Below are 24,986 nucleotides of genomic sequence, written 5' to 3'. Positions count from 1 at the left end.
GAACAAGGTGTACGCGGCAGGCGCAAGGCTCATCGCCGTACCCGGATGGCCGTTACCGACCCTCTGGACGGCATCGGCGGCCAAAACGCGGGCAGTATCGACGGCCCGCGTGTCCAACTCGGTCCACACGAGATCGGACAGGGCGGAAGGCATGGGTCTCCTTGGGGCGGCGGCCGGGAGCGGAGCCTGCGGCCGGTTGCGGTGCGGGTTCACGGCCGGGTCCGTGCCCCTCGGGCGGGGAGGAAGGGCACGGACCCCGGAAGGGGGCAGGTCAGCGCTTGATTTCCTTGATCTTCAGCATGCGCGTGATGACCTTGTCGAGTTCGTCGTCCTCGAAGACCTTCTTCCAGTCGTCGCGCACGATGGACTCACGGCCGTAGTCCATGGCGATCAGACAGGCGTCCGAGAACGGGTTGGAGCCCTTGAGGGTGTTGGCCAGGGCAACCTGGGTGTGTCCGAGGAGCATGGCGCGGGCGGCCTTCTCCGGTACGCCGACGGTGTGCACGGTCTCGTGCAGGGCCTCGGTCAGGAGGGCGCCGACCATGCAGGCGATGGTCTCGACGAGGGTCGGCTCCAGGACGGCGAGCTGCTTGACGGTCACCCAGTGGACGTCGACTACGGGCGCGTACATGACGCGGATGACGGAGTCGGCCAGCTCCTGCTTGGCGTCGTCCCCGCCCTCGTACGCGGCGACGACCTCCTGCGGGGCGGCGATGCCGCCGAAGGTGTCCTGCCACTCCTCCTTGGTGGTGCGCTCCAGGAACACCGACGGGTGGCAGGGGTGGGCGCAGGCGTAGTGGATGTCGTCGCGGGCGAACAGCAGTCCGGCGTAGGCGGCGGCCGGGTCGAGGGTGAGGACGATCGTGCCCGGCTTCATCAGGGGCACGAGTTCCTCGGAGACCTTGCCGAGGACGACGTCGGGGACGGCGAGGATGACCACGTCGGCCTCGGCGGCCGCGGCGGCCGACTCGGTCAGTTCGCGGCCGAGGCCGCGGATGAGTTCCTGACCCTTGGGCGAGGCCTCGCTGAAGAGCACCCGGAAGTCGCTCTTGACCAGGTTGTTGGAGACACGCTGGCCCATCTTGCCTGCGGCCCCGATGACGGCGACGGTCTTGGCGTCGGCCTGGGTCTGGATCTCGGTGGCCATTACTCGCTCCTCAAAAGGGTGTTGATGCTGTGTTGCGTCCACTGGTGTTCGAGCCGGGCGGTGGCCTCGAAGCCCTCGTCCTGCCACGGGAGCCAGTGCTCCACGATCTGGTTGATGCCGCGTTCCTCGGGCCGGACGGCGGCGATCATGGCGTCGTAGTCCAGGAGGCCCTGGCCGAGCGGGCAGCCGGCGTAGGTGAAGCCGACCCAGCCGTCGCGCCGGGTGAAGGCGAAGTCCTTGACGTGGATGTTGACCACGTACTGCGCGGTGGCGTTCACGACGTCCGTCGGGCGTTCCAGCCGGGCGACGCTGTTGCCGGGGTCCAGGACGACGCCGAGATGCTCGCTGTCGACCCCTCGTACGACAGCCAGCAGGTCGTCGGTGGCGACTTGCTCGTAGGTCTCCAGGCCCAGCGTGACGCCGGCGGCGGCGTAGTGGGGTACGGACTCCTTGAGCAGGGTGACCGCCTCGGCCGGATCCGGCTGGTGGTCGGCCGTGTTGAGCATGGAGCGGACCAGGGTGACGCCCAGTTCCTCCGCCAGGTGCAGATAGGTGCGGAGGTGTTCGGTGCGTACGCCCCGGGTACCGAGCTCCAGGCGCAGTCCGAGGTCGTGCGCGGTGGCGCGGACGTCGGCGAGCTGGGCCGAGTCGTAGGACTCGATGGGGAGGTAATCGCAGATCTGGAAGACCTGGCCGCCGAGCCGTGCGGTGTCGCGCAGCATGCCGGTGAGGTCCATGGGCCGCGGCGCGCGCGGGGAGATCCGCCAGAAGTAGGCGTAGGTGCTGATGCCGTAGGCCATCACGCCACCTCCGCGGGTGCCGGGGTGCGGATCTCGTCCAGGATGGCCGCGACGTTCGCGGGGTCGTGGGCGAACCGGCCGAGGAAGAGGCCTTCCGCGGTGCCCGCGAGCCGGGTGAGCAGGCCGGGGCCCGCGCTGCCGCCGTAGATGACCGTCGAACCGGTGTGCTGGGGGCGGCTGTCGAGCCACTCCCGCAGGGCGGTGCAGACGGTCCCGATGTGCTCGGTGGAGGCGGGCTGCGGCGCGCCGATGGCCCACTGCGGCTCGTAGGCGAGGACCACGGTGCCGTCGAGGCCGTGCAGCAGGCGGGCGGTCTCGGCGACCGTGCGTTCGGCTGCCTCCTGCGGCGTGCCCCGGTCGCTTTCGCCGACGCACAGGACCGGGGTGAGGCCGTTGCGCAGGGCGGCGGCCGTCTTGGCTGCGACGACCGTGTCGTCCTCGCCGTACAGGCGGCGGCGTTCGGCGTGGCCGACCTCGGCGTAGCGGCAGCCGATCTCCTTCAGTGAGGGGCCGCCGACCTCTCCGGTGTAGGGACCGGTGTCCTCGGTGGCGATGTCCTGGGCGCCGACGGAGATCCCGTACGGGCTGAGGATGCCGCCCGCGGGGACGAGGGCCGGGAAGACCGGGAGGACGAACAGACGGGCGGCACCGGAGGTGACGGCGGGGTGTTCGCGGGCCAGGTCGGCGACCTTGCGGGCCCAGTTGAGGGTCTGGTGGTGGCCGAAGTACATCTTCAGGCTCACCCCCAGCAGGGTGGGGGGTGCTGCGGGGCCGGACATCAGGCGGCTGCCCCGGACTCGGCGGCGTTCGCGGCGGCGCTCTCGGCGGCGCTCTCGTAGTCGCACATCAGCTGGACCTTGGCGGCCGACGGGGAGGTCTCGTCGAAGCGGTAGGTGAGCCACTCGGCGGCCAGCCGGCGGGCGAGTTCGAGGCCGATGACGCGCTGGCCGAAGGTCAGGATCTGCGCGTTGTTGGAGAGGATCGCGCGTTCGACGGAGAAGGAGTCATGGGCGGTGACGGCGCGGATGCCCTTGACCTTGTTGGCGGCTATCGCGACGCCGAGGCCGGTGCCGCACACCAGGAGGGCGCGGTCGGCCTCCCCGCGGGCCACCATTTCGGCGGCGGCGATGGCGATCCTGGGGTAGGCGGTGTGGCCGTCGGCGTCGACGCCGACATCGGTGACCTCGGCGACGAGGGAGCTGCTCTGCAGGTCCTGCTTGAGGGCTTCCTTGTACTGGTGGCCGGCGTCGTCGGATCCGACGACGATGCGAAGCTTGTCGGTCATTTCGGCTTTCCTCAGTGGTGGTCGAGCAGGACGCCGTGGACGGCGCGGGCGATGAGGGCGAGCGAGTGGGCTCCCGCGTCGGGGGTGCCGAGGGACTTCTCGGCGTGCGGGCGGGCCCGGCCCTTGCGGGGCAGGAGGTCGGCGGTGGCGGCCGCCGCGGTCTCGGCGGCGGTGGCGGCGCGGTCCCAGGCCTCGGTCAGCGGGGTTCCGGTGGCCGTGGCGGCGGTGAGCGTGTCGGCGAAGGGCACGAGGACGTCCACCATCGTCTTGTCGCCGACCTCGGCGCCGCCGAGGCGGCGTACGCCGGCGGAGGCCTGGGCCACGCCGTCGGCGACGCGGGTGGCGGTGGGGGCGTCCTGGTCGCCGAGGGCGGTGCCGAGGGCGCGCAGGATGGTGCCCCACAGGGCGCCGGAGGTGCCGCCCGCTTCGTCGGCCCAGGCGTCGGCGGCCCGGGCGAGGACCGTGCCGGCTCCCGCGCCCTGTGCGTGGGCGCCGGCGGCGGCCTGCCGGGCGGCGGTGGAGCCGCGTTGCATGCCGATGCCGTGGTCGCCGTCGCCGGCGACGGCGTCGATGCGGCCCAGTTCCTCGGCGTGGGTGTCGATGGTGTCGGCCACCGTGTTCAGCACCGCGAGGACGGTGGCGGCGGCCCCCCGGGAGTCGTCCGACGCCTCAGGGACGACGGTGTCGTCGGTGTCCTCGGCCGCGGGAGCGTTGCCCACGCGCGGCGCCTCGGGGGCGTCGAGGGAGCCCTTGCGGTAGGCGGGGGCGTCGGCCGGAGCGCGCCACAGTCGCTCCAAATCGTCGTCCAGCCAGGTCAGGGTGAGGGAGACGCCGGCCATGTCGAAGCTGGTGACGAGTTCGCCGACCTCCGGTTCGACGATGTCGACGCCGGCCTCGCCGAGGAGTTCGGCGACCTTGCGGTAGACGACGAAGAGTTCCTCGTACTTGACCGAGCCGAGCCCGTTGAGGATGACCGCGACGCGCTGCCCGTCCGGGCGCTCGACGCCCTCGGGCAGCTCCCCGAGCAGGGAGGTGACCAGCAGACGGGCGGCCTCGTCGGCGGTGGGCAGGGCGTCCTCGCCGATGCCGGGCTCGCCGTGGATGCCGAGGCCGACGGCCATCCGGGCCTCGGGGACGGTGAACAGGGGGTGGTCGGCGCCCGGAAGGGTGCAGCCGGAGAAGGCGATGCCGAAGGAGCGGGTGCGGGCGTTGGCCCGCTCGGCGACGGCCAGCACCTCGTCCAGCGTCAGGCCCTGCTCGGCCGCGGCGGCGGCCGCCTTGAAGACGGGAAGGTCGCCGGCGATGCCACGCCGCTTGGCGGACTCCTCCGGAGCGGCGCTGGAGATGTCGTCGGTGACGGCGAACGTAAGGGCCTCGATGCCGTCGGCGGTCAGGCGCTCGGCGGCCTGGCCGAAGTGCAGCACGTCACCGGCGTAGTTCCCGTACATCAGCAGGACGCCGGCTCCGCCGTGGGCGGAGCGGGCCACGGAGCTGATCCGCCCGGCGGAGGGCGAGGCGAAGACGTTGCCGACGGCGGCTCCGTGCGCCAAGCCGCGGCCGACCAGACCGGAGAAGGCCGGGTAGTGGCCCGAGCCGCCGCCGATGACCACGGCGACCTGCCCGGCCGGGGTGGCCCCGGCCCGGACGACCCCGCCGGTGACCGGGCGGACCCGGTCACGGTGGGCCGCGGCGAAGCCTTCGAGTGCCTCGTCCGCGAAGGCCGCGGGGTCGTTGAACAAGCGGGTCATCGAACGGTCTCCATCTGCTGGTGCTCGGCTCCGGAGGCCGGTTCGGCGGTGTGGCCGCGGGCGGAGAGCCAGACCATCAGGACGGCCGACAGCAGCATGAAGAAGCCGACCAGGTAGAGCGGTGCGTAGTAGGCGCCGGTCCAGTCCTTCAGCCAGCCGGTGACATAACTCGATGCGAATCCGGCGACGTTGCCCATGGTGTTGATGAGGGCGATACCGGCTGCCGCGGCCGCTCCGGTGAGGAAACGGGAGGGGACCGACCAGAAGACGGGCAGGGCGGCGAAGATGGAGCAGGCGGTCACGGTGATGACGGCGACCGTGGCGGCCGGGGAGCCCATGTAGAGGGCGAGCGGGATGCTCAGGCCACCGACGACGGCCGGGCCGGCGACGTGCCAGGTGCGGGTGCCGTGGCGGGTGGCGTGCCGGGTCCAGAAGAACAGGACGATGGCCGCGGGCAGGTAGGGGATGGCGGTGATCCAGGCCTTGTCCATCACGCTGAACGTGGTGTCGTACTGCTCCTGGAAGCCGCTGATGATCGTCGGCAGGAAGAAGGCGAGTGCGTACAGGCCGTAGACGAAGCCGAAGTAGACCAGCGCGAGGACCCAGACGCGGCCGCTGCTCAGGGCGGTCTTGAGGTCACCCTTGGCGTGCTTGCCCTCGTTGCCGGTCTTGTGCGCGTTCTCCGCGGCCAGCTCGTTCGTCAGCCAGTCGCGCTCGGCCGGGGTGAGCCACTTGGCGTCGGCGGGCTTGTCGATCAGGTAGAACCAGGCGACGACGCCCAGGAGGATCGCGGGCAGCGAGACGAACAGGAACATCACGCGCCAGCCTTCGAGGCCGAACAGTCCGTGGTGCCCGATGAGCCAGCCGGCCAGCGGGGCGCCGATCACGGTGGTGAGGGGCTGGGCCAGGTAGAACAGGCCGAGGATCTTGGTGCGGTGGCGGGAGGGCACCCACTGGCTGAGGAACAGGATGGCGCCGGGGAAGAACCCGGCCTCGGCCACACCCAGCAGGAAGCGCAGGGTGTAGAGCTCGCCGCTGCTGTTCACCCAGGTGAAGAGCAGGGAGACGATGCCCCAGGTCACCATGATCCGGGCCAGCCAGCGGCGGGCTCCGTAGCGGTGCAGGGCCATGTTGCTGGGGACCTCGAGCACGATGTAGCCGAGGAAGAAGATCCCGGACGCGAAACCGAACTGCGCGGCCGTCAGGGCGAGGTCCTCCCCCATCCCGTTCGGTTCGGCGAACGAGACGGCCGTGCGGTCCAGGTAGTTCACGAAGAACATCAGTGCCACGAACGGCACGAGGCGGACTGAGATCTTCTTGATGGCAGTTCTCTCGACTGCCGTGGATGGCGCGTCGGCGACCATGGCGACTCCTCGGCTCGCCCGGACAACTCCGTCCGGGGTGGGTGCTCCGGCAGCTCGCGTCAGGGCGCGGCCGGCCGGTTCGATGTCACGCTAGGCGCCAGATCTAAATTGGTCACCAATTTACCGGTGTGGCGACGATCATAGACACGACACCGTCCCAACTCTTGACAAACCCGACCCATAGGACTGATGAACTGGCTGGTCAAACTCGTGAGAACCCATCTGGTTGACTGGTGACCGTGACCAGTCAGCCTGATCAGCAGCCTTCGGGCGCCACCTCCGACCTCGCGCAGCTTCTGCGTCCCGTCGTCCGCGAGTCCTCGGTCAGCGAGGTCGCCAAGCGCCTGCTCGACCATCTGTCGGCCGGCGACATCACCCCCGGTACCCGGCTGCCCGCCGAGCGTCAGCTCGCCGAGGCTCTCGGTGTGGCGCGTTCCAGTGTGCGCGGTGCCCTGTCGGCCCTGGACGTGCTCGGCATCATCGAGATCCGCCCCGGCTCCGGCTCGTACGTACGTGAGGGCACCTCGGAGTTTCTGCCCCGCGCGATCAACTGGGGCCTGATGTTGGGCCAACGCCGGACGCAGGACCTGGTCGAGGTGCGCACCTACATGGAGGCGGTCTCGGCCCGGCTGGCCGCCGAGCGGGCGACGGACGAGGATCTGGCGCTCCTGGAAACGCACCTTCAGCACATGCACGCGGCCACCGGCGACGCGAAAGCCTTCATCGACGCGGACATCGACTTCCACCTGGAAACGGCCCGTATCGCCCGTAACAGCGTACTCAGCGACATCCTGCACAGCATTCGCGCGCTGCTGCAGGTGTGGATGGAGCGCGTCAGCGACATCGAGGGGACCGTCAGCGGCACCCTGTGCGAGCACGAGGCGGTGCTGCAGGCCATCCGCGCCCGCGACCCCGAGGCGGCGGACCGGGCCATGGCCGAGCACATGCGCATGGCCAGTGCCCGGCTCCGCGCCTCCATGACCGACGAAGCGCCGGCATGACGCGCACCCCTCGCCGCGGACGTCCCGCCCCGAGGCGGAGCCGGCGCTGCCCCGGTACAGGGCTGACGTAGGGACGTCACCGAAACGTGTCGCGGGCGGCATTAGGGTGACTGCCCATGTGGCCAGGACAGCAGCCGCCCGGGGGCGAGCACCACCCGCAGGACCAGAACCCGTACCAGCAGCCGGGTTATCAGCAGCCCAACCCGTACCAGCAGCCTGGGTACCAGCAGCCCAACCCGTACGCGCAACAGCAGTGGGGCACGCAGTCGCCGACGGGTGCCCCGCAGCCGCCGAGCGGTGACGCGGGTGGTGACGGGAACAAGACGAAGATCACCGCCATCGTGGCGGCCACGGCGGTCGTGATCGCGGCCGGGGTGACCGGTTTCCTCGTCCTCGGCGGCGACAAGGACGAGAAGGCCAAGGGCGACAACGGCAAGGAGACGCCACCGGCGAGCGCTCCGGCCGAGCCGCGCGCCTCCGCGTCCGCGTCCGCCTCCGACGACAGCACGGACGACTCGCGCAGCGCCGAGGGGGAGAAGCCGACCGTCCCGGGCTGGAAGGTCGTCATCAACCCGAAGTACGGCACGGCGTTCGACGTCCCCGCCGACTGGGAGGTCGGCACCCCGGGCAGGATCACCGGCTTCGAGTGGAAGGAGAACGGCGAGAGGGGCCAGATCAGCGTCAGCTCCCCCGCCTACCTCAAGCCCACCTGGTGCACGAGCGAGGGCGACGACGGCGCCAAGAACGACACGGCACTGGCCATCACCGGGACGAGCGGCGACAACGGCGCCAGTTCCACGGACGAGGCGGCCGAGAACCGGGTGCCGCTGTATGTGTACGGCGGCTACACACAGCCGGACACGAAGAGCATCACGTACACCAGGGCGAAGTCGTACACCACGAAGTCCGGCCTCACCGGCAGTCTCGCCACGGCCTACTCGGCCAACACGCCGCACGAGGGCAAGTGCGACAGCGACGGAAAGGCCATCACCTTCGCGTTCAAGAACGGCTCGGGCGATTTCGTGGCCTGGAGCCTGTTCGGCGCCAAGGGCGTCGACGGGGAGATCCCGGAGGCCACGGTCCGGAAGATCCTGAGCACGGTGCGCCTCGCCGAGGGCGAACCCGATCGGTGAGAGCTCCGCCCCGAGCCGGGCTCGGGCCTCGGTCGGCCGGAAGCTGGGCGTTCGTGCCGACCGAGGCCGAAAACATGTTTGGCAAGCGGGCCCCGCGGCGGCGATAGTCGCTCGGTGACCTCACCCGCCGCCTCCCGCCTCCGCCCCGCCTGGGCGGGCCGCAACTACACCCTGCTGACCGCCGCCGCGGTCGTCACCAACCTGGGCAGTCACGGCGCCCTGATCGCCGCGGCGTTCGCGGTCCTGGAGACGGGCGGCGACGGTGGTGACGTCGGCCTGGTCGCGGCGGCGCGGACGCTGCCGCTGGTGCTGTTCCTGCTGATCGGCGGCGCCGTCGCGGACCGCATCCCCCGGCACCACGTGATGGTCGCGGCGAACACCCTCAACTTCCTCTCGCAGGGCGCCTTCGCGGTGCTCATCCTGGCCGGCGAGCCGCAGTTGTGGCAGATGATGCTGCTGTCGGCCCTCGGCGGCACCGGGCAGGCGTTCTTCAACCCGGCGGCCGAGGGCATGCTGATGGCCTCGGTCACAGGTGAGCAGGCGGGCCGCGCCTTCGCCCTGTTCCGGTTCGCGTCGCAGGGCGCGACGCTGGGCGGCGCGGCCCTCGGCGGCGTGATGGTCGCCGTGGTCGGGCCCGGCTGGGTGCTGGCGCTGGACGCTGCGGCGTTCGCGGTCGCCGCGGCGATGCGCTCCTTCCTCGATGTGAGCCACATCCCGCCCCGCGAGCCGGGAGGCGGCCTGCTCGCCGATCTCCGTGACGGCTGGCAAGAGTTCACCGGCCGCACCTGGCTGTGGGCGATCGTCGTCCAGTTCTCCCTGGTGAACGCGGTCGTCTCCGCGGCCGACGCGGTCTACGGGCCCCAGGTCGCCCGGGACAGTCTGGGCGGGGCGGGACCATGGGGCCTGGCACTGGCCCTGTTCGGGGCGGGCATGGCGGCCGGTGCGCTGCTGATGACCCGCTGGAAACCGCGCCGGCTGCTCCTCGTGGGCATCGTGTGCGTCTTCCCCTTCGCCCTGCCGTCCGCCGCGCTCGCCGTGCCCGTGCCGGTCACCCTGCTGTGCGTGGCGATGTTCGTGAGCGGTCTGTCGATCGAGGTGTTCGGCGTCTCCTGGATGACCGCGCTGCACCAGGAGATCCCGGAGGAGAAGCTGTCCCGCGTCTCCGCGTACGACTGGTTCGGTTCCGTGTCGGTCGTGCCCATCGCCACGGCACTCGCGGGGCCGGCGGAGGGCGCCTTCGGGCGGTCGGGCGCCCTGTGGGGTTGTGCGGCGCTGGTCGTGGTGGCGACGGCTGCGGTGCTGTGCGTGCGGGACGTACGGAATCTGACGCGACGCAGCAAGCCGGTGGCCCAGGGAGCGCCGGACGGTGAGTCCGGGCCGGAGCCCGCCTCGGCCGGCGGCTCAGCCGATACTGAAGGCCCCGTCGGGCGGCTCGGGTGACGGTACGGCGTCCTCTTCGCGCACCGGCATGGCACCGCCGATGAGGTCGCGCAGCGCCCGGCCGTGCTCCACCCGCGCCGGGAAGGCGTCGGCGGCGGTCCGGCGGATGAGCGCGGCGGTATCGAGCGGGTGGTGGGCGGCGAGGAGCACGGCGTTGCCGAAGCGACGGCCGCGCAGCACGGCGGGCTCGGCGATCAGCACGAGTTCCTCGAACACCGCGGCGAACGTGGCGAGTTGGGATCTGAGGAAGGCGAACGGCGCCGCGTCGGCGAGGTTGGCCAGGTAGACACCGTCGGTGCGCAGCACCCGCTCGGCGGCGCGCGCATACGCCACGGTCGTCAGGTGCGCCGGGACGCGAGAGCCGCCGAAGACGTCCGCGACCAGGACGTCCACGGAGTCGGCCGGGGCACTTTCGAGCCATTCACGGGCGTCCGCGCCGTGCGCCGTGATCCCGTGGCCGCCGGGCAGGGGCAGGTGCTCGACTACCAGGTCCAGCAGCCCGCGGTCGAACTCCACCACGTGCTGCCGCGAGCCCGGCCGGGTCGCCGCGACGTACCTCGGCAGGGTGAGTGCTCCCCCGCCGAGGTGCAGCACGTCGAGCGCCCGACCGGGCGCGGCGACCGTGTCCAGCGCGTGCCCCAGCCGCCGCGCGTACTCGAACTCCAGATGCGTGGGCGCGTCCAGGTCGACGTACGACTGCGGCGCCCCGTCCACCGTCAGCAGCCAGGCCCGCTCCCGGTCGACGTCCGGCATGAGCTTTGCGGTCCCCAGGTCGGTGACGCGGGTGACGGGTATGGGTTCGGTCACGGGTCCATTGTGCCGGTACGGCGTCACGCCGGGCCGCGCCGGAAAGGGGAGCGGGGCTGCGTCGATGTGCTGCTCCGCCGCGTGGGCGCGACCGGCCCGGAACCGGCACGCCCACACACAGCACCCGCCCCCGTCAGTGGACCGAAGTCACCGTCCCCGCACCGACGGTCCGCCCGCCCTCACGGATGGCGAACCCGAGCCCGGCCTCCAGAGGCACGTCACGTCCCAGTTCCACCGTCATCGTGACGGTGTCACCGGGCCGCGCGACCGCCACCTCACCGAGGTCGACGTCACCCACCACATCCGCGGTGCGGATGTAGAACTGCGGCCGATACCCCGTGGCAACGGGCGTCGTACGACCGCCCTCGCGCGCCGACAGCACATACACCTGCGCCGTGAAGCACCGACGCGGTACGACACTGCCGGGCGCCGCCACGACATGCCCGCGCCGTACGGAACCCCTCGCCACCCCGCGGAGCAGCAGCGCCACGTTGTCCCCGGCCTGGGCCTCCTCCATGGGCTTGCCGAAGGTCTCCAGCCCGGTGACCACGCTCTCCAGCCCGGCGCCGAGCACGTCGACCCGGTCGCCGACGCGGATCGTGCCCCGTTCGACGGCACCGGTGACGACCGTGCCGCGACCGGTGATCGTGAGCACGTTCTCGACCGGCAACAGGAACGGCGCGTCCAGGTACCGCTCGGGGATGGGCACGTACGTGTCCACCGCGTCGAGCAGCGCCTCGATGGACGCCGTCCAACGTGGGTCGCCCTCCAGGGCCTTGAGGCCGGAGACCCGTACGACGGGTACCGAGTCGCCCCCGTACCCGTGCGCGGTGAGCAGTTCCCGGACCTCCAGCTCCACGAGGTCGGTGAGCACCGTGTCCTCGCCGTCGTCGACGGCGTCGGCCTTGTTGAGCGCCACCACGATGTGGTTCACGCCCACCTGCCGGGCGAGCAGCACGTGTTCGGCGGTCTGCGGCATGATCCCGTCGAGCGCGGAGACGACGAGGATCGCCCCGTCGAGTTGCGCGGCACCGGTGACCATGTTCTTGACGTAGTCGGCGTGGCCGGGCATGTCGACGTGCGCGTAGTGCCGGGTGTCGGTTTCGTACTCGACGTGCGCGATGTTGATGGTGATCCCGCGCGCGGCCTCCTCCGGGGCGCGGTCGATGCGGTCGAACGGCACGAACCGGGTGCCGTCGCCGGCGCCGCGCTCGGCGAGGACCTTGGTGATGGCGGCGGTCAGGGTGGTCTTGCCGTGGTCGACGTGACCCATCGTGCCGATGTTCAGGTGCGGTTTCGTGCGGACGTAAGCCGTCTTGGGCATGGCGGTACCTCGAAGCCTCTCAGTGATGCTGAGTGAAGGCCCCGGCGCGGGAACTCGGCCGGAACGGGGACCCCGAGGACTTGCCGACCCTCCCCCTGCGGGGTCCGCCGGACGATCCGGGGAGGGTCAGCTTCGGGCGCCGTCCGGTGCGGCCGCGACGATCAGAAGGGCAGCCTTCGGGGCATCCGCGACGGGCGCGGATGCTGCGAGAACGAAGGCGTGCCGGAACATGCCGTCGATCATCGCCCACCCGGCCGTCCGCGTCGAATGGTTTTCGGTGGAGGTGGCGCCTGTCGGGGTGGCCCGTGGTGGGGGTGGTTCTTGGGGGAGGTGGTTCTTGGTGAAGGGGAGTTGGGACGAGAGATGCTTCACATGAACGCTCGGTCGTCTTCTCCGTGGCGCTCTCCGCGGCGGCGGTGCCCGCGCTTTGGGAGGTGCGGCGGCGCGCGACGGACCGGGGTGACCCCTCGCGTCGGGACGCGCGGGGGATCTCAGAGCGCCGTCCGCTCCAGTCCGGGATCATCGGACCTGCTCAGGCCCGGTGAAGCCGCGATGTCCCGCAGGACCGCAGCCCGGACGGCGTCCCCGCCGCCGGTCGTCGCGGGGGCTGGGCGCGCTGGTGATTCGCGTGGGCACGACGCCCGCGGGGCGACCGTACGGCACCCGGACGGACTTATCCGGCTGTTCCCCTTCCCGTGACGCCGATGAGACGAACCGTACGGCGATCACTCACATTGGTCGGTTAGTGTCGCCGAATGCTCGATGCCACCACCCGCTCTGGAGGCACCGCCACGGCCGATCCCCAGGCCACCGCTGCGGAGCTCGCCGTCGTCCCGGACACCGTCGCCCCTGAGGCGCCGACCGGTCTCGTCGCCCGGTGCACCAGAGTGCTCCGCTCGCCCTGGTCGCGGTTCGCGCTGCTCGTCGCGCTGCTCGCGGGGGCCGCGTCGAGCATGCTGCTGTTCGAGCCGCAGCGCCTGCTGGCCGAGGGCTGGCCGCCACAGCTCGGCGGGGCCGCGGCGGCCGTGGTGTTCGCTGCGGCCTACGGACTGTGCACGGCCGCGTTCGTCCCCCGGCCGCTGCTCAACCTGGCGGCGGGCGCCGTGTTCGGTTCGGAGCTCGGGCTGGGAACCGCCCTCGTGGGCACGGTCCTCGGGGCGGGGATCTCGTTCGGCCTCGGCCGGCTCCTCGGGCAGGACGCGTTGCGCCCGCTGCTGCGCGCCCGCTTCCTGAAGGTGGCCGACGGACAGCTCAGCCGGCACGGCTTCCGTTCGATGATGGCGTGCAGGCTGTTCCCCGGGTTGCCGTTCTGGGCGGTGAACTACTGCGCGGCCGTCTCCCGCATGGGCTGGCTGCCGTTCCTGCTCGCGACGGCGCTCGGTTCGATCCCGAACACCGCCGCGTACGTCGTCGCCGGCGCCCGTGCCTCGACGCCGACCTCGCCCGTCTTCCTGGTCGCCATCGGGGTCATCGCGGTGCCGGCCCTGATCGGCGCGGTCATCGCCTGGCGCAAGCGGCACCACCTGCGCGGGCACTGACCCCGGCGCCGCGATCAGACGCTCTCCAGCACCATCGCGTTGGCGAGCCCGCCCGCCTCGCACATCGTCTGCAGCGCGTACCGGGCGCCCCGCGCGCGCATGGCGTGCACGAGGGTCGTCGTCAGCCGGGTGCCGCTCGCGCCCAGCGGGTGACCGATCGCGATCGCGCCGCCGTGCACGTTGACCTTGGCGAGGTCGGCGCCCGTCTCCTGCCGCCAGGCGAGGACGACGCTGGAGAAGGCCTCGTTGACCTCGAAGAAGTCGATGTCGTCCAGCGTCAGCCCCGCCCTGCGGAGCACCTTCTCGGTGGCGGGGACGACCCCCGTGAGCATGAGCAGCGGGTCGGAGCCGGTGACGGCGAAGCTGTGCAGCCGGGCGAGGGGGCGCAGGCCGAGGCGGGCCGCCGTCTCGCCGGACGCGATGAGCACGGCGGAGGCGCCGTCGTTGACGGGGCTCGCGTTGCCCGCGGTGACGTTCCACTCGATCTGCGGGAACCGCTCGGCGAAGTCCGGGTCGTAGTAGGCGGGCCTGAGTCCGGCGAGGATCTCCGTGGTGCTGCCGGGGCGTACGCACTCGTCTCGTGTCACACCCTCCAGCGGCGCGACCTCGGCGTCGAAGACGCCGCCGTCCCAAGCTGACGCGGCCTTCTGGTGGGAGGACACGGCGAAGGCGTCCATCTGCTCACGTCCGATGGACCACTTGGCGGCGATGAGCTCGGCGCTGATGCCCTGCGGCACCAGGCCCTCCGGGTAGCGGTCGGCGACCCCGGGGCCGAAGGGGTCCTTGCCCGCGGGCACGTTCGACCACATCGGCACACGGCTCATCGACTCCACACCACAGGCGACGGCCAGGTCGTACGCCCCCGACAGGACGCCCTGGGCGGCGAAGTGGACCGCCTGCTGGGAGGAGCCGCACTGCCGGTCGACCGTGGTGGCGGGCACCGTCTCGGGGAAACCCGCGGAGAGCACGGCGTAGCGGGTGGTGTTCATGGCCTGCTCGCCGACCTGGTCGACGGTGCCGCCGATCACGTCGTCGACGAGTGCCGGGTCCACACCGGAGCGTTCGACGAGGGTGCGCAGGGTGTGGGCGAGGAGTTCCACGGGGTGGACGTGGGCGAGGGCACCATTCGGCTTGCCCTTGCCGACGGGGGTGCGTACGGCTTCGACGATGACTGCGTCGCGCATGGTGCGGCCCTCCTTGGCCGGCGGATGCCAGGGCGATTACCAGTGAGTAGGCAATCCAAACCCACCATAGCCGAGTGAGTTGGAAAAACAAACTAGGCGAGTTGGAAAGACAAACCCTCCCCTAGACTGGGCGTATGCCCGCCGCCAAAGACCCCCGGCCCTGTTCGATCGCCGACACCCTGGCGCTCGTCGGGGAGAAGTACTCGCTGCTCGTCCTGCGCGAGGTGTGCCTCGGCAACGGACGGTTCGACCAGCTCGTCCGTAACATCGGCGCCCCGCGCGACGTGCTGGCCACACGCCTGAAGCGGCTGGTGGACGTCGGTGTACTGGAGAAGACCGCGTACAGCGAGAAACCGCTGCGCCACGAGTACCGGCCCACCCCGGCCGGGCTGGACCTGGAGCCGGTCCTGGTCACACTCAAGGAGTGGGGCGACCGCCACCTCAACCCGGAGTCTCCTCCGATGGTGCTGGAGCACGTCTGCGGCCACGAACTCGTCCCTCGCGTCGTCTGCTCGGAGTGCGGCGACGAGATCCGGCACGACGACCTGACGGCTCACCCGCAGACCCCGGGCTGGACGGTGGCGGGCCCGGCGGTGGCGTAACGAGTCGCGGGACGAGAACGAGGGCGAGGACGCGGGAGAGGAACAAGGGCGAGGGCGACGAGAGGCCCGACGCCTGCACGGACCGGGCTTTCCCGCCCGCGGTTCCGTGGGGAGCCCAGGGGCTCCAGGACCCCCACGGAACTCTCAGGAAGTCGCCGTGTATCAGGCAGTCCCCTTGTAGACGTCGAGCCGCCCGCACATCCCGAACTTGCCGTACGCCGCGGGCTGTTCGGCCTTCACCACGGCGTCGGAGAGGTGCGACAGATCGCCCCGGTCCAGGCGGTCGAGCTGGTCCCCCGTGGCCGCGGCAGCCGCCTGCGCACCGCGCTGCCAGCGCGCCCGCCACTCGGCGAGCCGGGGCCGTACCAGCGCGGCCGCGGCCCGGTGGAAGGCGGCCAGCGGCTCGGGCCCGTCGGCATCGCGCAGCGCCCGGAAACCCCGCAGGGCGAGGTCGCGCCTGGCGCGGGCGATCCGCTCCTGCTCCTCCTCGGGCACGTCCGCCGGGATGGCCGTGGCGGCGGCGTACGTCTCCGGGTCGGTGAGGTACTCGGGCGGCAGGGTGAGCACGGCGTCGCCCGCCTCGGGGAGCCCGTTGTTCTGCATCAGCACCGTGATGCGCAGGGCGTCCTCGTTCACGAGCCGGTGGATGGTGCCGGGCGTGAACCAGGCGACCGTGCCGGGCACGAGGGGCGTGACCTCGTACCCGGACGTCGTGAGGGTCTGCACCGCGCCGTGCCCGCCCGTGACGACGTACGCCTCCGAACAGGTCAGATGCATATGGGGAGTTCCGCCGCACACTCCGTCCGCCGCGGGCCAGTCGTAGACGGACAGATGCGAGACGGCGACGGCTCCCGGCAGTCCCGTGAACTCCACAGCACTCACCTCCCGTACCCCTCGTATCCCTCGTACTCGTCGTACCCTTCGCGCTCGTCGCGGGGGCTCACCACGGGTGCTCCTCCAGGTACTTGGCGATCTCCGCCCGCTCCCACGCCCCGTCGGCCACGACAACACGGTAGCGACGGGTGAGCGTGTCGCCGGGAGCGAGCTCCAGCTCCTCGAAGAAGGCCCAGGAGGGGGCGACTGCGGCGAAGGGCTCGTTGCGGACGAACCAGTGGGCCGGGTGGGTGCCCCCAGTGCCCGCGTGGTCGTTCTCGGGTGCGTGGGCGAAGACGAGGGTCGCGTGCCCGTCCGTGACGTCGTGCTCCCCCGAGTAGGCGAGCCAGGGCGCCTGCTCGCCCATCAGCTCGGGTCCCTCGGAGTCCGGCCCGATGATCCGCCCGTCCCGGAAGGCCCGAGGCCCTCGCCAGAACAGACCCGTGTAACCGGCCATCTCGCGCCCGGCGGTGGTCGGGCTGCCGAACCGCAGTGGCTCGTCACGCCTGTTCGTGATGGCGCTCGTCCAGGTCAGCGCCCAGGACCCCGCCGCCGGATCGACGTCGTGCACCTCGATCCGGCGCTCCTCGTCGGCCCACAGCTCCCCGGTGTACGGGTGCCACGTGAGCCGCTCGGCGATCACGACCCGGGTACCGTCCGAGGCGACCTCGTCGAAGCCGACGTGGGCCATCGACCCCACCCGCTCAGGGAGTTTGAGATACCCCTCTCCGTGAACGTATGTGTTGCCGCCCCACAGGTTCTGGCCGGACAGGTGCGAGGCCGTCAGCTGCAGGCCCTTGTGCCAGCGGTGGTCGTTGGGGCGGTAGTCGGTGACGACGTCGCCGGCCAGGGTCCTCACCGGGTGCAGGTACGGCTTCGGCGCCTCCCAGGCCGCCTCCGGCTGGTAGACGTAGCTGAAGAGCTCGACGCCGGTGGTGGATTCGGTGACGGTGATGCGATCGCCGTGGGCATGGACGATACGCAGACCGCTGGACTCCGGAGCCTGCTGGTTCGCACTCATGCGGGGATCTCCTCGGTCGGGGCGGTCTCCGATGCCGGTGCCACCACAGGTGCCCAGCCGGGGGCGCCCCCGTGCATGGCGGTGTAGTACGGGTCACCGGGTCCGATCTCACCGGCCCGCACGGTCGTGTCGGTGAACGCCGACTTGTAGATCGCGGTGATCAGTTCCAGGCTGGTCCGTCCGTCGGCACCGCTGCTGCGCGGCCGCTCCCCCGCACGCATGGCGGCGACCAGATCCCGCAGCTGCTCCAGGTGCGAGCTCGGCACGTCCGCGCCGAAGTCCTGCCAGGCCGCAGCCTCGGCCTCCGGGACGCCCGGGGCGGCGGTGATGCGCCAGTTGTCGTTGCTGTGGCCGTACAGGTGGGTCAGCTCGACGGTGGCGCGCTCGCAGTCGATGCGGATGCGGCTGACCTCGTCGGGGCTCAGAACGCTGTTCACGATGGTGGCCATCGCACCGCTCTCGAAGCGGACAAGGGCGGTGGAGACGTCCTCGGTCTCCACGTCGTGGACCAGTCGCCCGGCCATGGCCCGTACCTCGCTCCACGGTCCGAGCAGGTCGAGCAGGAGGTCCATCTGGTGGATGCCGTGGCCCATGGCGGGCCCGCCGCCCTCGCTCTGCCAGCGGCCACGCCAGGGCACGGCGTAGTAGGCGGCGTCGCGGTACCAGGTGGTCTGGCAGTGGGCCACCAGCGGGCGCCCCATGGCCTGCTCGGCGATCAGCCGCCGTACGTGCCGCGAACCCGAACCGAAACGGTGCTGGAAGACGATCGAGGCGTACGGTCCGCCGTCGGTGCCTTCCTCCGCCTCCACGGCGTCGAAGTCCGCGAGCGTGGGCACGGGCGGCTTCTCGCACCACACCCAGGCGCCGGCCCGTAGCGCGGCCACGGTCTGCTCGCGGTGCAGCGTCGGCGGGGTGCAGACGCTGACCAGATCGGGCCGCTGCTCCGCCAGCATCCGGTCCAGATCGGTGTACGCGTGGGAAACGCCCTCCGCTTCGCAGAACGCCTTCACCGCGTCGGCGTCGATGTCGACCGCGGCGACCACCTCCGTCTCGCCCTCCGCGGCGAGCTGGGCGAGCGCGGGCAGGTGGGAGCCGCGGGCGATGGCACCGGTGCCGATGATCGCGGCCCGGATGCGACGGCCGTTCAGCGGGGCCGCGGGGTGGTCCGGAGCCGAGCCCGGGGCCGCGCCCGGGTCCGGATTCTGGGCGGGATCGGGACTGTGGGCGTTGCTGGGTGTGGGCATGGACGTGATCAGCACTCCATCGGACGGGACGTCAGACGCCGGCCAACGCCTGTTGGCTCCGGGCGGACCCGGTGACAGCAAGCGCTTTCTCCTCCGGCTGCAACGTATGTGTCGACATAGTGACCGGTCAACACCGCCGACGTCCCGACGGGCCAGACGGACCGAAGCCCGGCACCGCCGCGGCTCGGGCACCCCACCGCTGCGGCTCGACCGCCCAGCCGCCCGCGGCTCGGGCACCCCACCGCCGAGACCGCCGGCCTGCCACTGCCGGTACCGCAGCCCAGCCACTACGGATACCCGCTCAGCCACCGCCGATACGGCCACCCCGTCCACCCCGGCCGCGCCTGGGCCACATCTGACGTGCACCTGAACCTCAGCCCCGGGCCCGCACTCGCCCTGCCGCATCCCGTGCCGCTCGGACACCCTCAGTCCCGGCCGGCCGTCCCAGGCCGTCCTGGGACGCCCCCGTGACAACCCTGTCACCGGAGGACGCTACGCTGCCCCTCAACACCCGTGATCAGCCGCCCCGCGGCCACGGCGTGTCCGTCGGCCCTCCCACGAGCAGCGCTTGGACCACCTAACTCCATGTCTTGGTTTGAATCCCTCATCCTCGGACTCGTCCAGGGGCTGACGGAGTTCCTCCCCGTCTCCTCAAGTGCGCACCTGCGCCTGACCGCCGCGTTCTCCGGCTGGGAGGACCCCGGTGCCGCCTTCACGGCGATCACACAGATCGGCACGGAAGCCGCTGTGCTGATCTACTTCCGCAAGGACATCGTGAACATCATCTCGGCGTGGTCCCGCTCGCTGGTGAACAAGGAGATGCGCAGCGACCACGATGCCCAGATGGGCTGGCTGGTGATCATCGGCTCCATCCCGATCGGTCTGCTCGGCGTGACGCTCAAGGACCAGATCGAGGGGCCGTTCCGCGATCTGCGCATCACCGCCACGATGCTGATCGTCATGGGTATCGTCCTCGGCGTGGCGGACCGGCTGGCCGCCCGCGACGAGGCGGCCGGGAAGCACCGGGTGCCCAAGCAGCGCAAGACGCTCGACCAGCTCACCGTCCGGGACGGCCTGATCTACGGCATCTGCCAGGCCATGGCCCTCATCCCGGGCGTCTCCCGCTCCGGCGCCACGATCAGCGGCGGCCTCCTCATGGGCTACAAGCGTGAGGCTGCGGCCCGCTACTCCTTCCTCCTCGCCATCCCGGCGGTGCTCGCCTCCGGCGGCTACGAACTGAAGGACGCGATGGAGGGCGGCCACGTCGCCTGGGGCCCGACGCTCTTCGCCACGTTCGTGGCGTTCGCGGTCGGCTATGCGGTGATCGCCTGGTTCATGAAGTTCATCTCCACCAAGAGCTTCATGCCGTTCGTCTGGTACCGCATCGCCCTCGGAGTGGTGATCATTGTGCTGGTCAGCGTGGGTGTACTGAGTCCGCACGCGGCCGAGTCGGCGGGCTGATCGGGGAAGTCGATCTCGAGCTTCGCCTAGTCGGGGTTAGAGGTAACTAGAGGAGATTCGCCAACTTTAGAGCCCGCCCGACTGGATCATCTCGCGGTCGTCTCCCACGCTCCGAGTCTGGTACGTACGAAAACGGCCCCCGCAGAGCACTCACGCTCTGCGGGGGCCGTAATCATTCGCCAGGAGACCTGGGTGGGGGGAACCACCTGGGAGATGCTCACGGCAGACAGGCGTGTTAGGGACCGGGCCTAGCCCGACCGGGTACGCCCACGTCCTCAACGCGCTGCTCACCGATCTGGTGCGGTGACCCGCCGCCGGGCACCGGGGAAGAATCCCGGCGGCGGGCGCCGGCTTAGGCGCCGCCGCTCACGTCCTGTATCTGCTCGCGCAGCGCAAGGATTCACGCGCCCAGGCAACTGGCCCCGTCGAACCTCGCGAAGGCTGAGCCTCATACGCACCCGTACAGGCTCGGGCACCACACCTCCAGCGGTCGGATCGGCCCGCGTCACGGCTTGCCCCCGAGCTGTGTCACCAGCAACCGCAGCCGCGTGACATCCAGTTCGAGAACCCCGACGCGGGCCTCAGCCTTCGCCTGATCCGCCTCCGCCTGATCCGTCTCCGCCTTGTCCGCGCTCGGCGATGAGACACTGAGTGAGGCTGCCGTATCCCGTCACTGCGCTGGCCTCACTGGCCGCCCGGTTCGCGCCGCGGGTGCCGTCGACGGCGACGATGGCGGCCACGGGCCCGCGATCAGCACACCGATCACCGTCACCATGGCCGCGTCCACGCCACCATCCTTTCCCCGACGCGCCCATGGGGCGGAATCAGGCCCCGACGGAGGCGGCGCGGAGAGCTTCGGTGCCTGGCGGTGCCTGCCGGTGCCTGCCGATTCGGTACCTCCCACGTCAGCCAGAGCTCACCGAGCACCGCGATGCCCGCAGTCACCCACTCTCGCCGGCGATCTGACCATCCTGCGCCGTGGCCGTCACAGCAGCCGCACCCGTGGCGAGGCCGCCCACGAGGGCCTTCAAGTACACCGAGATCTGTATGAGGTTCGCCCTTCCAGGCTCAGGCGACGACGGTGAAGCCGTACGTCTTGCCGAACTTGGTCAGCGAGGTCTTGCCAGGGATGCCGTCCGCCGCCGGGCCCGAATACCCCAGGCGCCGCTGCCACTTCGCGTACGCGTCCACCGTCGCGGACCCGAAGTGCCCGTCGCTGTACTTCTTTTCGAGCAGCCCGGCATCCACCAACGCCGCCTCCACCACCTTCACGCCGCTGTACGTGACCGGCGTCCCCGACCGTGCCGGGTCGCTCTTGGCCGCCGCGACGAGCTTCGACAGATCCACCACCGGAACAGTGGGCTTCGGCGGCGTGACCTTCGGCGGGGCCTCGCCCAGCCGCTTCGCGACCCGCTCCCGCATCGAACTCATCGTGAACCCGCGGGGGTCCACCTTGCCCGGCTGCCACTCCAGGTGACCGATCACCGAACGCGCCGACCAGCCGTGATGCCGGCAGATCGCCGCCGCCACCTTCTCTATCGCGAGGAGCTGCGCATCCGGCCACGGGTCCTTGCCGTCGCCGAGGTTCTCGCACTCGAAGCCGTAGAAGTGCCGGTTGCCGTCCACGCTCGCCTCGTTGTCGGCCGGCAGGGCGCGCTCGGCGATGACGGCCTGGAGGACATCCGGGTCGCCCAGGCCGGCGTGGTTCGCCCGCCCGTAGCCGACCAGATGGACCTTGCCGTCCTTCGTGATCACCCCGTGGCACAGCGGGCCCGGCAGCGACGAGTGACCGTTGCGGCAGAGCTCCACCGTGCGCGCCGACCCGGACGTCACCGTGTGGTGGACCATCACCCCGTTCACGGGCCCCCACGGGCCCATGTGGTTGCGGTTGTGGGTCTGCCAGTCGCCCACCTCGACGATGTGGGCGCCCTCATTGAGGAGTGCCTGTCTGAACTGGGCGGCGGTCATCGGTGTAGCCATGGTCAGGGCCCCTTCGTTGGGTGGACGAACGCTTGAACTCAGCGAGCACCAGCAGCCGGGCCACGCCGTCGTTGTGGGAGACGCGCAACGCCAACGGCACGTCCGGGTAGACGAAGATGCCGTGCCCCTTGGTGAGTCACTGCATCCCGATGCTCGGCGGCCGATGGTCCGTGGCAGTCGTGTCCGGCGTCCCGAGCGGGTCCCGGACGAACTGGTCGCGCAACTCGCTGTAGCCGCCGGCCTCCCACTGGACCATCGCGTGCAACTCGCCCCACCCTACGATGCGCTGCCGGATCAGCCCGACCGGTCGTCAGACGCCAGCCGGACTGCTCGGGGGACGGCTACCGGGCCAACAAGGTGTTCCACGAACTGGCCCAGCGTGAGCGGGCTTTGGCAGAGGCCCGCAGGGTCCTTGCGCCCGGAGGGCGGATCCTGCTGGTGGGCCACAACTGGGACACCGTCGTCATCGACTCCGCCGATCCCGCCCTCACCCGCACCGTCCTGCACGCCCGCGCGGACCTGGTCGCCAGCCCGTGTGCCGCCCGCCGCTACCGCAACCTGCTGCTGGACACCGGCTTCGGCGCCGCGGCGATCAAGGTGCACACGGGCGTGTTCACCGGGTCGACCATGAGACCCGCCAAGAGGGCCACGTCGTCGTCCGGACCGGCTGACGAACCCCGTGGACCGACCGGCCGAGGGCCCGAAGTCCGCATCGTGACCAACCACATACCACACGAGTAGCGGCCTGGTAGCGCACTGTCAGTCCTTGCCCCTACGCTGGTCGGCATGTCCCCCGATTCCATGACCCCTGGTTCCGTGCGGTCCGCTGCCGACTTAAACGAGCAGATCCGAGCGCTGTGGATGCGTGCGGGCGGCTCGCTGTCCGCGCAGGAGCGGGCCGAGTACGAACTGCTGGTCGTCAAGTGGGCGGCGGCGATACGCGGAGAGATCATCGAGGCGGCATGAGGGGCACAGGTTGAGCGAGGCGTCCTGCTCGGAGCTCGACGACCGGCATCCGGATCCCGGCGCGTCACGGGGCACCGTCATCTTCCTGAACGGCACGTCCAGCTCGGGCAAGTCGAGCATCGCCAACGAGTTGCTCCGGATCCTCGACGAGCCGTACTTCCACCTGGCGGTAGACGCGTTCCACGCGATGCGGACGCGTCAGGAGATGCCACCCGAGCAGCTCACCACCGTTCTGCACAACACCTGGCGCGGCTATCACCGAGCGGTGGCCGGAATGGCCGCCGCCGGCAACAACGTCGTCGTGGACCACGTACTGAGCGAGGAGTGGCGGCTGCTCGACTGTCTCGATCTCTTCGTGCCGCAGGACGTCGTGTTCGTCGGAGTGCGCTGCCCGCGCGACGAGGTCGAGCGGCGAGAGCGCAAGCGTGGTGACCGGCCGCCCGGTCTGGCTGTACGGCAGCTGGCGCAGGTCCACGCGCATGGCGTGTACGACGTCGAGTGCGACACCAGTCGCGCCGACCCCGGCCAGTGCGCCCGCCTCATCAAGGAGTTCCTGCCGCACCGGCCCCTGCCCACGGCCTTCCAGCGGCTGCGGGAGAAGATCCCCGATGCCGTGAGTCCCGGCTGAGCCTCCGCGCCCATGGTTCGGTCCGATTTCCTCGGTGAGGCCCGGAGTGAGGGAATCCACGGCGGAATTTGCAGCATCTTGGTAATGGGAGTAACGGGAAGCGTGATGGAAGAGGAACGGAGAACCCGCGGACGCGTATACACGCCTCCTCGCCCACCCATCATCACTTCGGAACCACTCATACTCATACAGCCCCGACCCATCGGCACAGCGAAATCCCATTCGCCGCCGCCGAAGACGGGAACCACACTTTCTTATTCTCCTCCTACATCCCCTGATATCTACATCCCCTGCGATCTGCCGTTGAGATCTGCACCCCTTGAGATATCAGTCCGTGCACAGCGGCGACTCGTACTCGCCCAGGGCAGACACGGCGGGCGTCGGCGACCTGGCCAGAGTCGGCCGACGCCCCCCTTTACGCCGAACGGCGCCTGTCTCTTACGGAACCTTGAACTCGATCCGACTGATGGCCGGCCCGTCCCCGGTGACCTGGCCTTCACTGATCGCTTCACTCCAGGAGCCGTCCTGCTGGAGTTTAGCCAAAACCGCGGGGGAAAGACTGACGGTGATCTGGATGCCGCCCGCAGAAGCGGGGGCACGGTCTATGCGGATTTCATGACTCATACCGGCGACGTTACCCGCAACGCCCGCACCGTCAACGGCCTTTGGACTTTTACCCAGGGTCGTGAAGTTATGGGACGATCGGTCCGGTCTTGTCAGTAGAATTTCGATATTGACGTCGACCTTCGAGGGCGGCGATATCGAAGGCCGTTCCAGCCGGGTGACCCGGGCGATCGGAGCCTCCGCCGTCACAGCACCCCGTTGCCACCGAATATCCCCCTGCAGGCCCCTTGGCGTGGCCCGCCCTCTCCCCCAACACTGAGCCGATGACGCAGCGTGTGGATCTCGCTACCGTGATGGACCGGCTCGCCGTGGACGAGGTGATCAGCGAATACGCCGTCGCCGTTGACGACGGCGACTGGGAGACGTACCAAGGGTTGTTCGCCCCGGGCGGGCGCGCGGACTACCGCTCGGCCGGAGGCATCGAGGGGGACGCGGCCGAGGTCGGCGGATGGCTCACGCGGAGCATGGAGCTGTTCCCCATGCGGCAGCACCTGATCGTCAACCGGCGCATCCGCTTCGGTTCCCTGGAGCACGACACGGGCGACACCGCCCACGTCCAGGCGGACTACATCAACCCGATGCGGTTCGCCGGCCACGACAGCGGGTCCACGGCCCCGGATTTCGTGTGCGGCGGCCGTTACGCCTTCGCCCTGGTGCGTACGTACGAGGGCTGGCGGCTGCGCGAGGTTGTGGTCCGGGAGAAGTGGCGCCACGCGTCCGACCGGCAGCCCGCCATGCCCTGAGCCAGCCCCCGGCCAAAGGCCCGCCACGCCCTGAACGGCCTCCGAGCCGCCCCCAAGCCGCTCTCCCCAGCCG

25 protein-coding genes and 1 pseudogene are annotated in these 24,986 nt (G+C 70.6%); 10 read left to right on the top strand and 16 right to left on the bottom strand.

The genetic code is table 11. From position 1 onward, the window contains the following. The 7 genes from FPZ41_RS28915 to FPZ41_RS28885 form a co-directional block, all read right to left on the bottom strand. Positions 1–153 (bottom strand): hypothetical protein (locus FPZ41_RS28915; RefSeq protein ID WP_152866600.1); only part of this gene is annotated, 153 nt, incomplete at its 3' end. A gap of 118 nt (positions 154–271) precedes the next feature. Continuing rightward, a complete protein-coding gene (locus FPZ41_RS28910) occupies positions 272–1,147 on the bottom strand; it encodes a phosphogluconate dehydrogenase C-terminal domain-containing protein (protein WP_131564352.1) in 876 nt (291 codons plus the stop codon). Continuing rightward, the gene (locus tag FPZ41_RS28905; RefSeq protein WP_152866599.1) at positions 1,147–1,947 is read right to left on the bottom strand and encodes a sugar phosphate isomerase/epimerase family protein; all 801 of its coding nucleotides are present in this window, start codon (positions 1,945–1,947) and stop codon (positions 1,147–1,149) included. The genes FPZ41_RS28910 and FPZ41_RS28905 overlap by 1 nt, the downstream gene beginning before the upstream one ends. Further along, entirely contained in the window at positions 1,947–2,726 is a 780-nt protein-coding gene (locus FPZ41_RS28900; protein ID WP_152866598.1) for a triose-phosphate isomerase, read from the bottom strand. Before FPZ41_RS28900 ends, FPZ41_RS28905 begins: the two co-directional genes overlap by 1 nt. Further along, positions 2,726–3,232 (bottom strand): ribose-5-phosphate isomerase, encoded by a 507-nt coding sequence (locus FPZ41_RS28895; RefSeq protein ID WP_152866597.1) that lies wholly within the window; start codon positions 3,230–3,232, stop codon positions 2,726–2,728. The genes FPZ41_RS28900 and FPZ41_RS28895 overlap by 1 nt, the downstream gene beginning before the upstream one ends. A gap of 11 nt (positions 3,233–3,243) precedes the next feature. Then, on the bottom strand, positions 3,244–4,980 hold the full coding sequence (locus FPZ41_RS28890) for a dihydroxyacetone kinase family protein (RefSeq protein WP_152866596.1): 1,737 nt from the start codon (positions 4,978–4,980) through the stop codon (positions 3,244–3,246). Beyond that, the gene (locus FPZ41_RS28885) at positions 4,977–6,344 is read right to left on the bottom strand and encodes an MFS transporter (RefSeq protein ID WP_152866595.1); all 1,368 of its coding nucleotides are present in this window, start codon (positions 6,342–6,344) and stop codon (positions 4,977–4,979) included. Before FPZ41_RS28885 ends, FPZ41_RS28890 begins: the two co-directional genes overlap by 4 nt. A gap of 233 nt (positions 6,345–6,577) precedes the next feature. Here FPZ41_RS28885 and FPZ41_RS28880 point away from each other — a divergent pair, with 233 nt between their 5' ends. The 3 genes from FPZ41_RS28880 to FPZ41_RS28870 all read left to right on the top strand — a co-directional run bounded on the left by FPZ41_RS28880 (position 6,578) and on the right by FPZ41_RS28870 (position 9,918). Further along, positions 6,578–7,345, top strand: a complete 768-nt coding sequence (locus FPZ41_RS28880; RefSeq protein WP_322620858.1) for a FadR/GntR family transcriptional regulator — start codon at positions 6,578–6,580, stop codon at positions 7,343–7,345. Between the two features lie 116 nt (positions 7,346–7,461). After that, on the top strand, positions 7,462–8,478 hold the full coding sequence (locus FPZ41_RS28875; RefSeq protein WP_152866593.1) for a hypothetical protein: 1,017 nt from the start codon (positions 7,462–7,464) through the stop codon (positions 8,476–8,478). A gap of 114 nt (positions 8,479–8,592) precedes the next feature. Continuing rightward, on the top strand, positions 8,593–9,918 hold the full coding sequence (locus FPZ41_RS28870; RefSeq protein ID WP_322620857.1) for an MFS transporter: 1,326 nt from the start codon (positions 8,593–8,595) through the stop codon (positions 9,916–9,918). Here the strand turns inward: FPZ41_RS28870 and FPZ41_RS28865 are convergent. Beyond that, a complete protein-coding gene (locus FPZ41_RS28865; RefSeq protein ID WP_322620856.1) occupies positions 9,880–10,725 on the bottom strand; it encodes a spermidine synthase in 846 nt (281 codons plus the stop codon). The two genes, FPZ41_RS28870 and FPZ41_RS28865, sit on opposite strands and share 39 nt — an antisense overlap. A 133-nt stretch (positions 10,726–10,858) precedes the next feature. Then, positions 10,859–12,049, bottom strand: coding sequence for an elongation factor Tu (gene tuf, locus FPZ41_RS28860; RefSeq protein WP_152866591.1), 1,191 nt, complete (start codon positions 12,047–12,049; stop codon positions 10,859–10,861). 755 nt (positions 12,050–12,804) lie between these two features. Between tuf and FPZ41_RS28850 the strand changes: the two genes are divergently transcribed. Further along, positions 12,805–13,587 carry a TVP38/TMEM64 family protein gene (locus FPZ41_RS28850; protein WP_152866589.1) on the top strand — a complete coding sequence of 261 codons (783 nt, stop codon included), beginning with the start codon at positions 12,805–12,807 and terminating at the stop codon, positions 13,585–13,587. Between the two features lie 14 nt (positions 13,588–13,601). Here FPZ41_RS28850 and FPZ41_RS28845 read toward each other — a convergent pair whose 3' ends face one another. Then, positions 13,602–14,771, bottom strand: coding sequence for a thiolase family protein (locus FPZ41_RS28845; protein ID WP_152866588.1), 1,170 nt, complete (start codon positions 14,769–14,771; stop codon positions 13,602–13,604). A gap of 134 nt (positions 14,772–14,905) precedes the next feature. Here FPZ41_RS28845 and FPZ41_RS28840 point away from each other — a divergent pair, with 134 nt between their 5' ends. Further along, entirely contained in the window at positions 14,906–15,373 is a 468-nt protein-coding gene (locus FPZ41_RS28840; protein ID WP_152866587.1) for a winged helix-turn-helix transcriptional regulator, read from the top strand. Positions 15,374–15,535: 162 nt separating this feature from the next. Here the strand turns inward: FPZ41_RS28840 and FPZ41_RS28835 are convergent, their stop codons facing one another. The 3 genes from FPZ41_RS28835 to FPZ41_RS28825 all read right to left on the bottom strand — a co-directional run bounded on the left by FPZ41_RS28835 (position 15,536) and on the right by FPZ41_RS28825 (position 18,511). Beyond that, a complete protein-coding gene (locus FPZ41_RS28835) occupies positions 15,536–16,150 on the bottom strand; it encodes a D-alanine--D-alanine ligase (RefSeq protein ID WP_228023041.1) in 615 nt (204 codons plus the stop codon). A 163-nt stretch (positions 16,151–16,313) separates the two neighbouring features. Beyond that, positions 16,314–17,267, bottom strand: a complete 954-nt coding sequence (locus FPZ41_RS28830; protein ID WP_152866586.1) for a DUF6807 domain-containing protein — start codon at positions 17,265–17,267, stop codon at positions 16,314–16,316. After that, positions 17,264–18,511 carry a Gfo/Idh/MocA family protein gene (locus FPZ41_RS28825; RefSeq protein WP_152866585.1) on the bottom strand — a complete coding sequence of 416 codons (1,248 nt, stop codon included), beginning with the start codon at positions 18,509–18,511 and terminating at the stop codon, positions 17,264–17,266. The genes FPZ41_RS28830 and FPZ41_RS28825 overlap by 4 nt, the downstream gene beginning before the upstream one ends. A 585-nt stretch (positions 18,512–19,096) precedes the next feature. On the opposite strand from FPZ41_RS28825, the gene FPZ41_RS28820 reads away from it, so the two are divergent. After that, the gene (locus FPZ41_RS28820; protein ID WP_152866584.1) at positions 19,097–19,972 is read left to right on the top strand and encodes an undecaprenyl-diphosphate phosphatase; all 876 of its coding nucleotides are present in this window, start codon (positions 19,097–19,099) and stop codon (positions 19,970–19,972) included. A 1,068-nt stretch (positions 19,973–21,040) separates the two neighbouring features. Here FPZ41_RS28820 and FPZ41_RS28810 read toward each other — a convergent pair. Then, a complete protein-coding gene (locus FPZ41_RS28810; RefSeq protein WP_152866583.1) occupies positions 21,041–21,952 on the bottom strand; it encodes an N-acetylmuramoyl-L-alanine amidase in 912 nt (303 codons plus the stop codon). Positions 21,953–21,983: 31 nt separating this feature from the next. Further along, positions 21,984–22,253, bottom strand: a pseudogene (locus FPZ41_RS28805) (hypothetical protein); the annotation flags it as partial. Between the two features lie 56 nt (positions 22,254–22,309). Between FPZ41_RS28805 and FPZ41_RS28800 the strand changes: the two are divergent. The 3 genes from FPZ41_RS28800 to FPZ41_RS28790 are packed head-to-tail and all read left to right on the top strand — an operon-like array spanning position 22,310 to position 23,546. After that, positions 22,310–22,693, top strand: a complete 384-nt coding sequence (locus tag FPZ41_RS28800; RefSeq protein ID WP_407698829.1) for a methyltransferase domain-containing protein — start codon at positions 22,310–22,312, stop codon at positions 22,691–22,693. 45 nt (positions 22,694–22,738) lie between these two features. Further along, complete coding sequence (locus FPZ41_RS28795; protein ID WP_131564309.1) at positions 22,739–22,918, top strand: hypothetical protein; 180 nt, start codon at positions 22,739–22,741, stop codon at positions 22,916–22,918. A gap of 10 nt (positions 22,919–22,928) precedes the next feature. Then, on the top strand, positions 22,929–23,546 hold the full coding sequence (locus tag FPZ41_RS28790; protein WP_152866582.1) for a chloramphenicol phosphotransferase CPT family protein: 618 nt from the start codon (positions 22,929–22,931) through the stop codon (positions 23,544–23,546). Positions 23,547–23,984: 438 nt separating this feature from the next. Here FPZ41_RS28790 and FPZ41_RS48705 read toward each other — a convergent pair whose 3' ends face one another. Further along, entirely contained in the window at positions 23,985–24,359 is a 375-nt protein-coding gene (locus FPZ41_RS48705; RefSeq protein WP_228023040.1) for a hypothetical protein, read from the bottom strand. 74 nt (positions 24,360–24,433) lie between these two features. Here FPZ41_RS48705 and FPZ41_RS28780 point away from each other — a divergent pair, with 74 nt between their 5' ends. Beyond that, positions 24,434–24,913 (top strand): nuclear transport factor 2 family protein, encoded by a 480-nt coding sequence (locus FPZ41_RS28780; RefSeq protein WP_152866581.1) that lies wholly within the window; start codon positions 24,434–24,436, stop codon positions 24,911–24,913. Positions 24,914–24,986: the final 73 nt, after the last annotated feature.

Source organism: Streptomyces acidicola (assembly GCF_009377235.1).
Taxonomy (GTDB): Bacteria; Actinomycetota; Actinomycetes; order Streptomycetales; family Streptomycetaceae; genus Streptomyces; species Streptomyces acidicola.
This window is presented reverse-complemented; position numbering and strand designations above follow the sequence as displayed.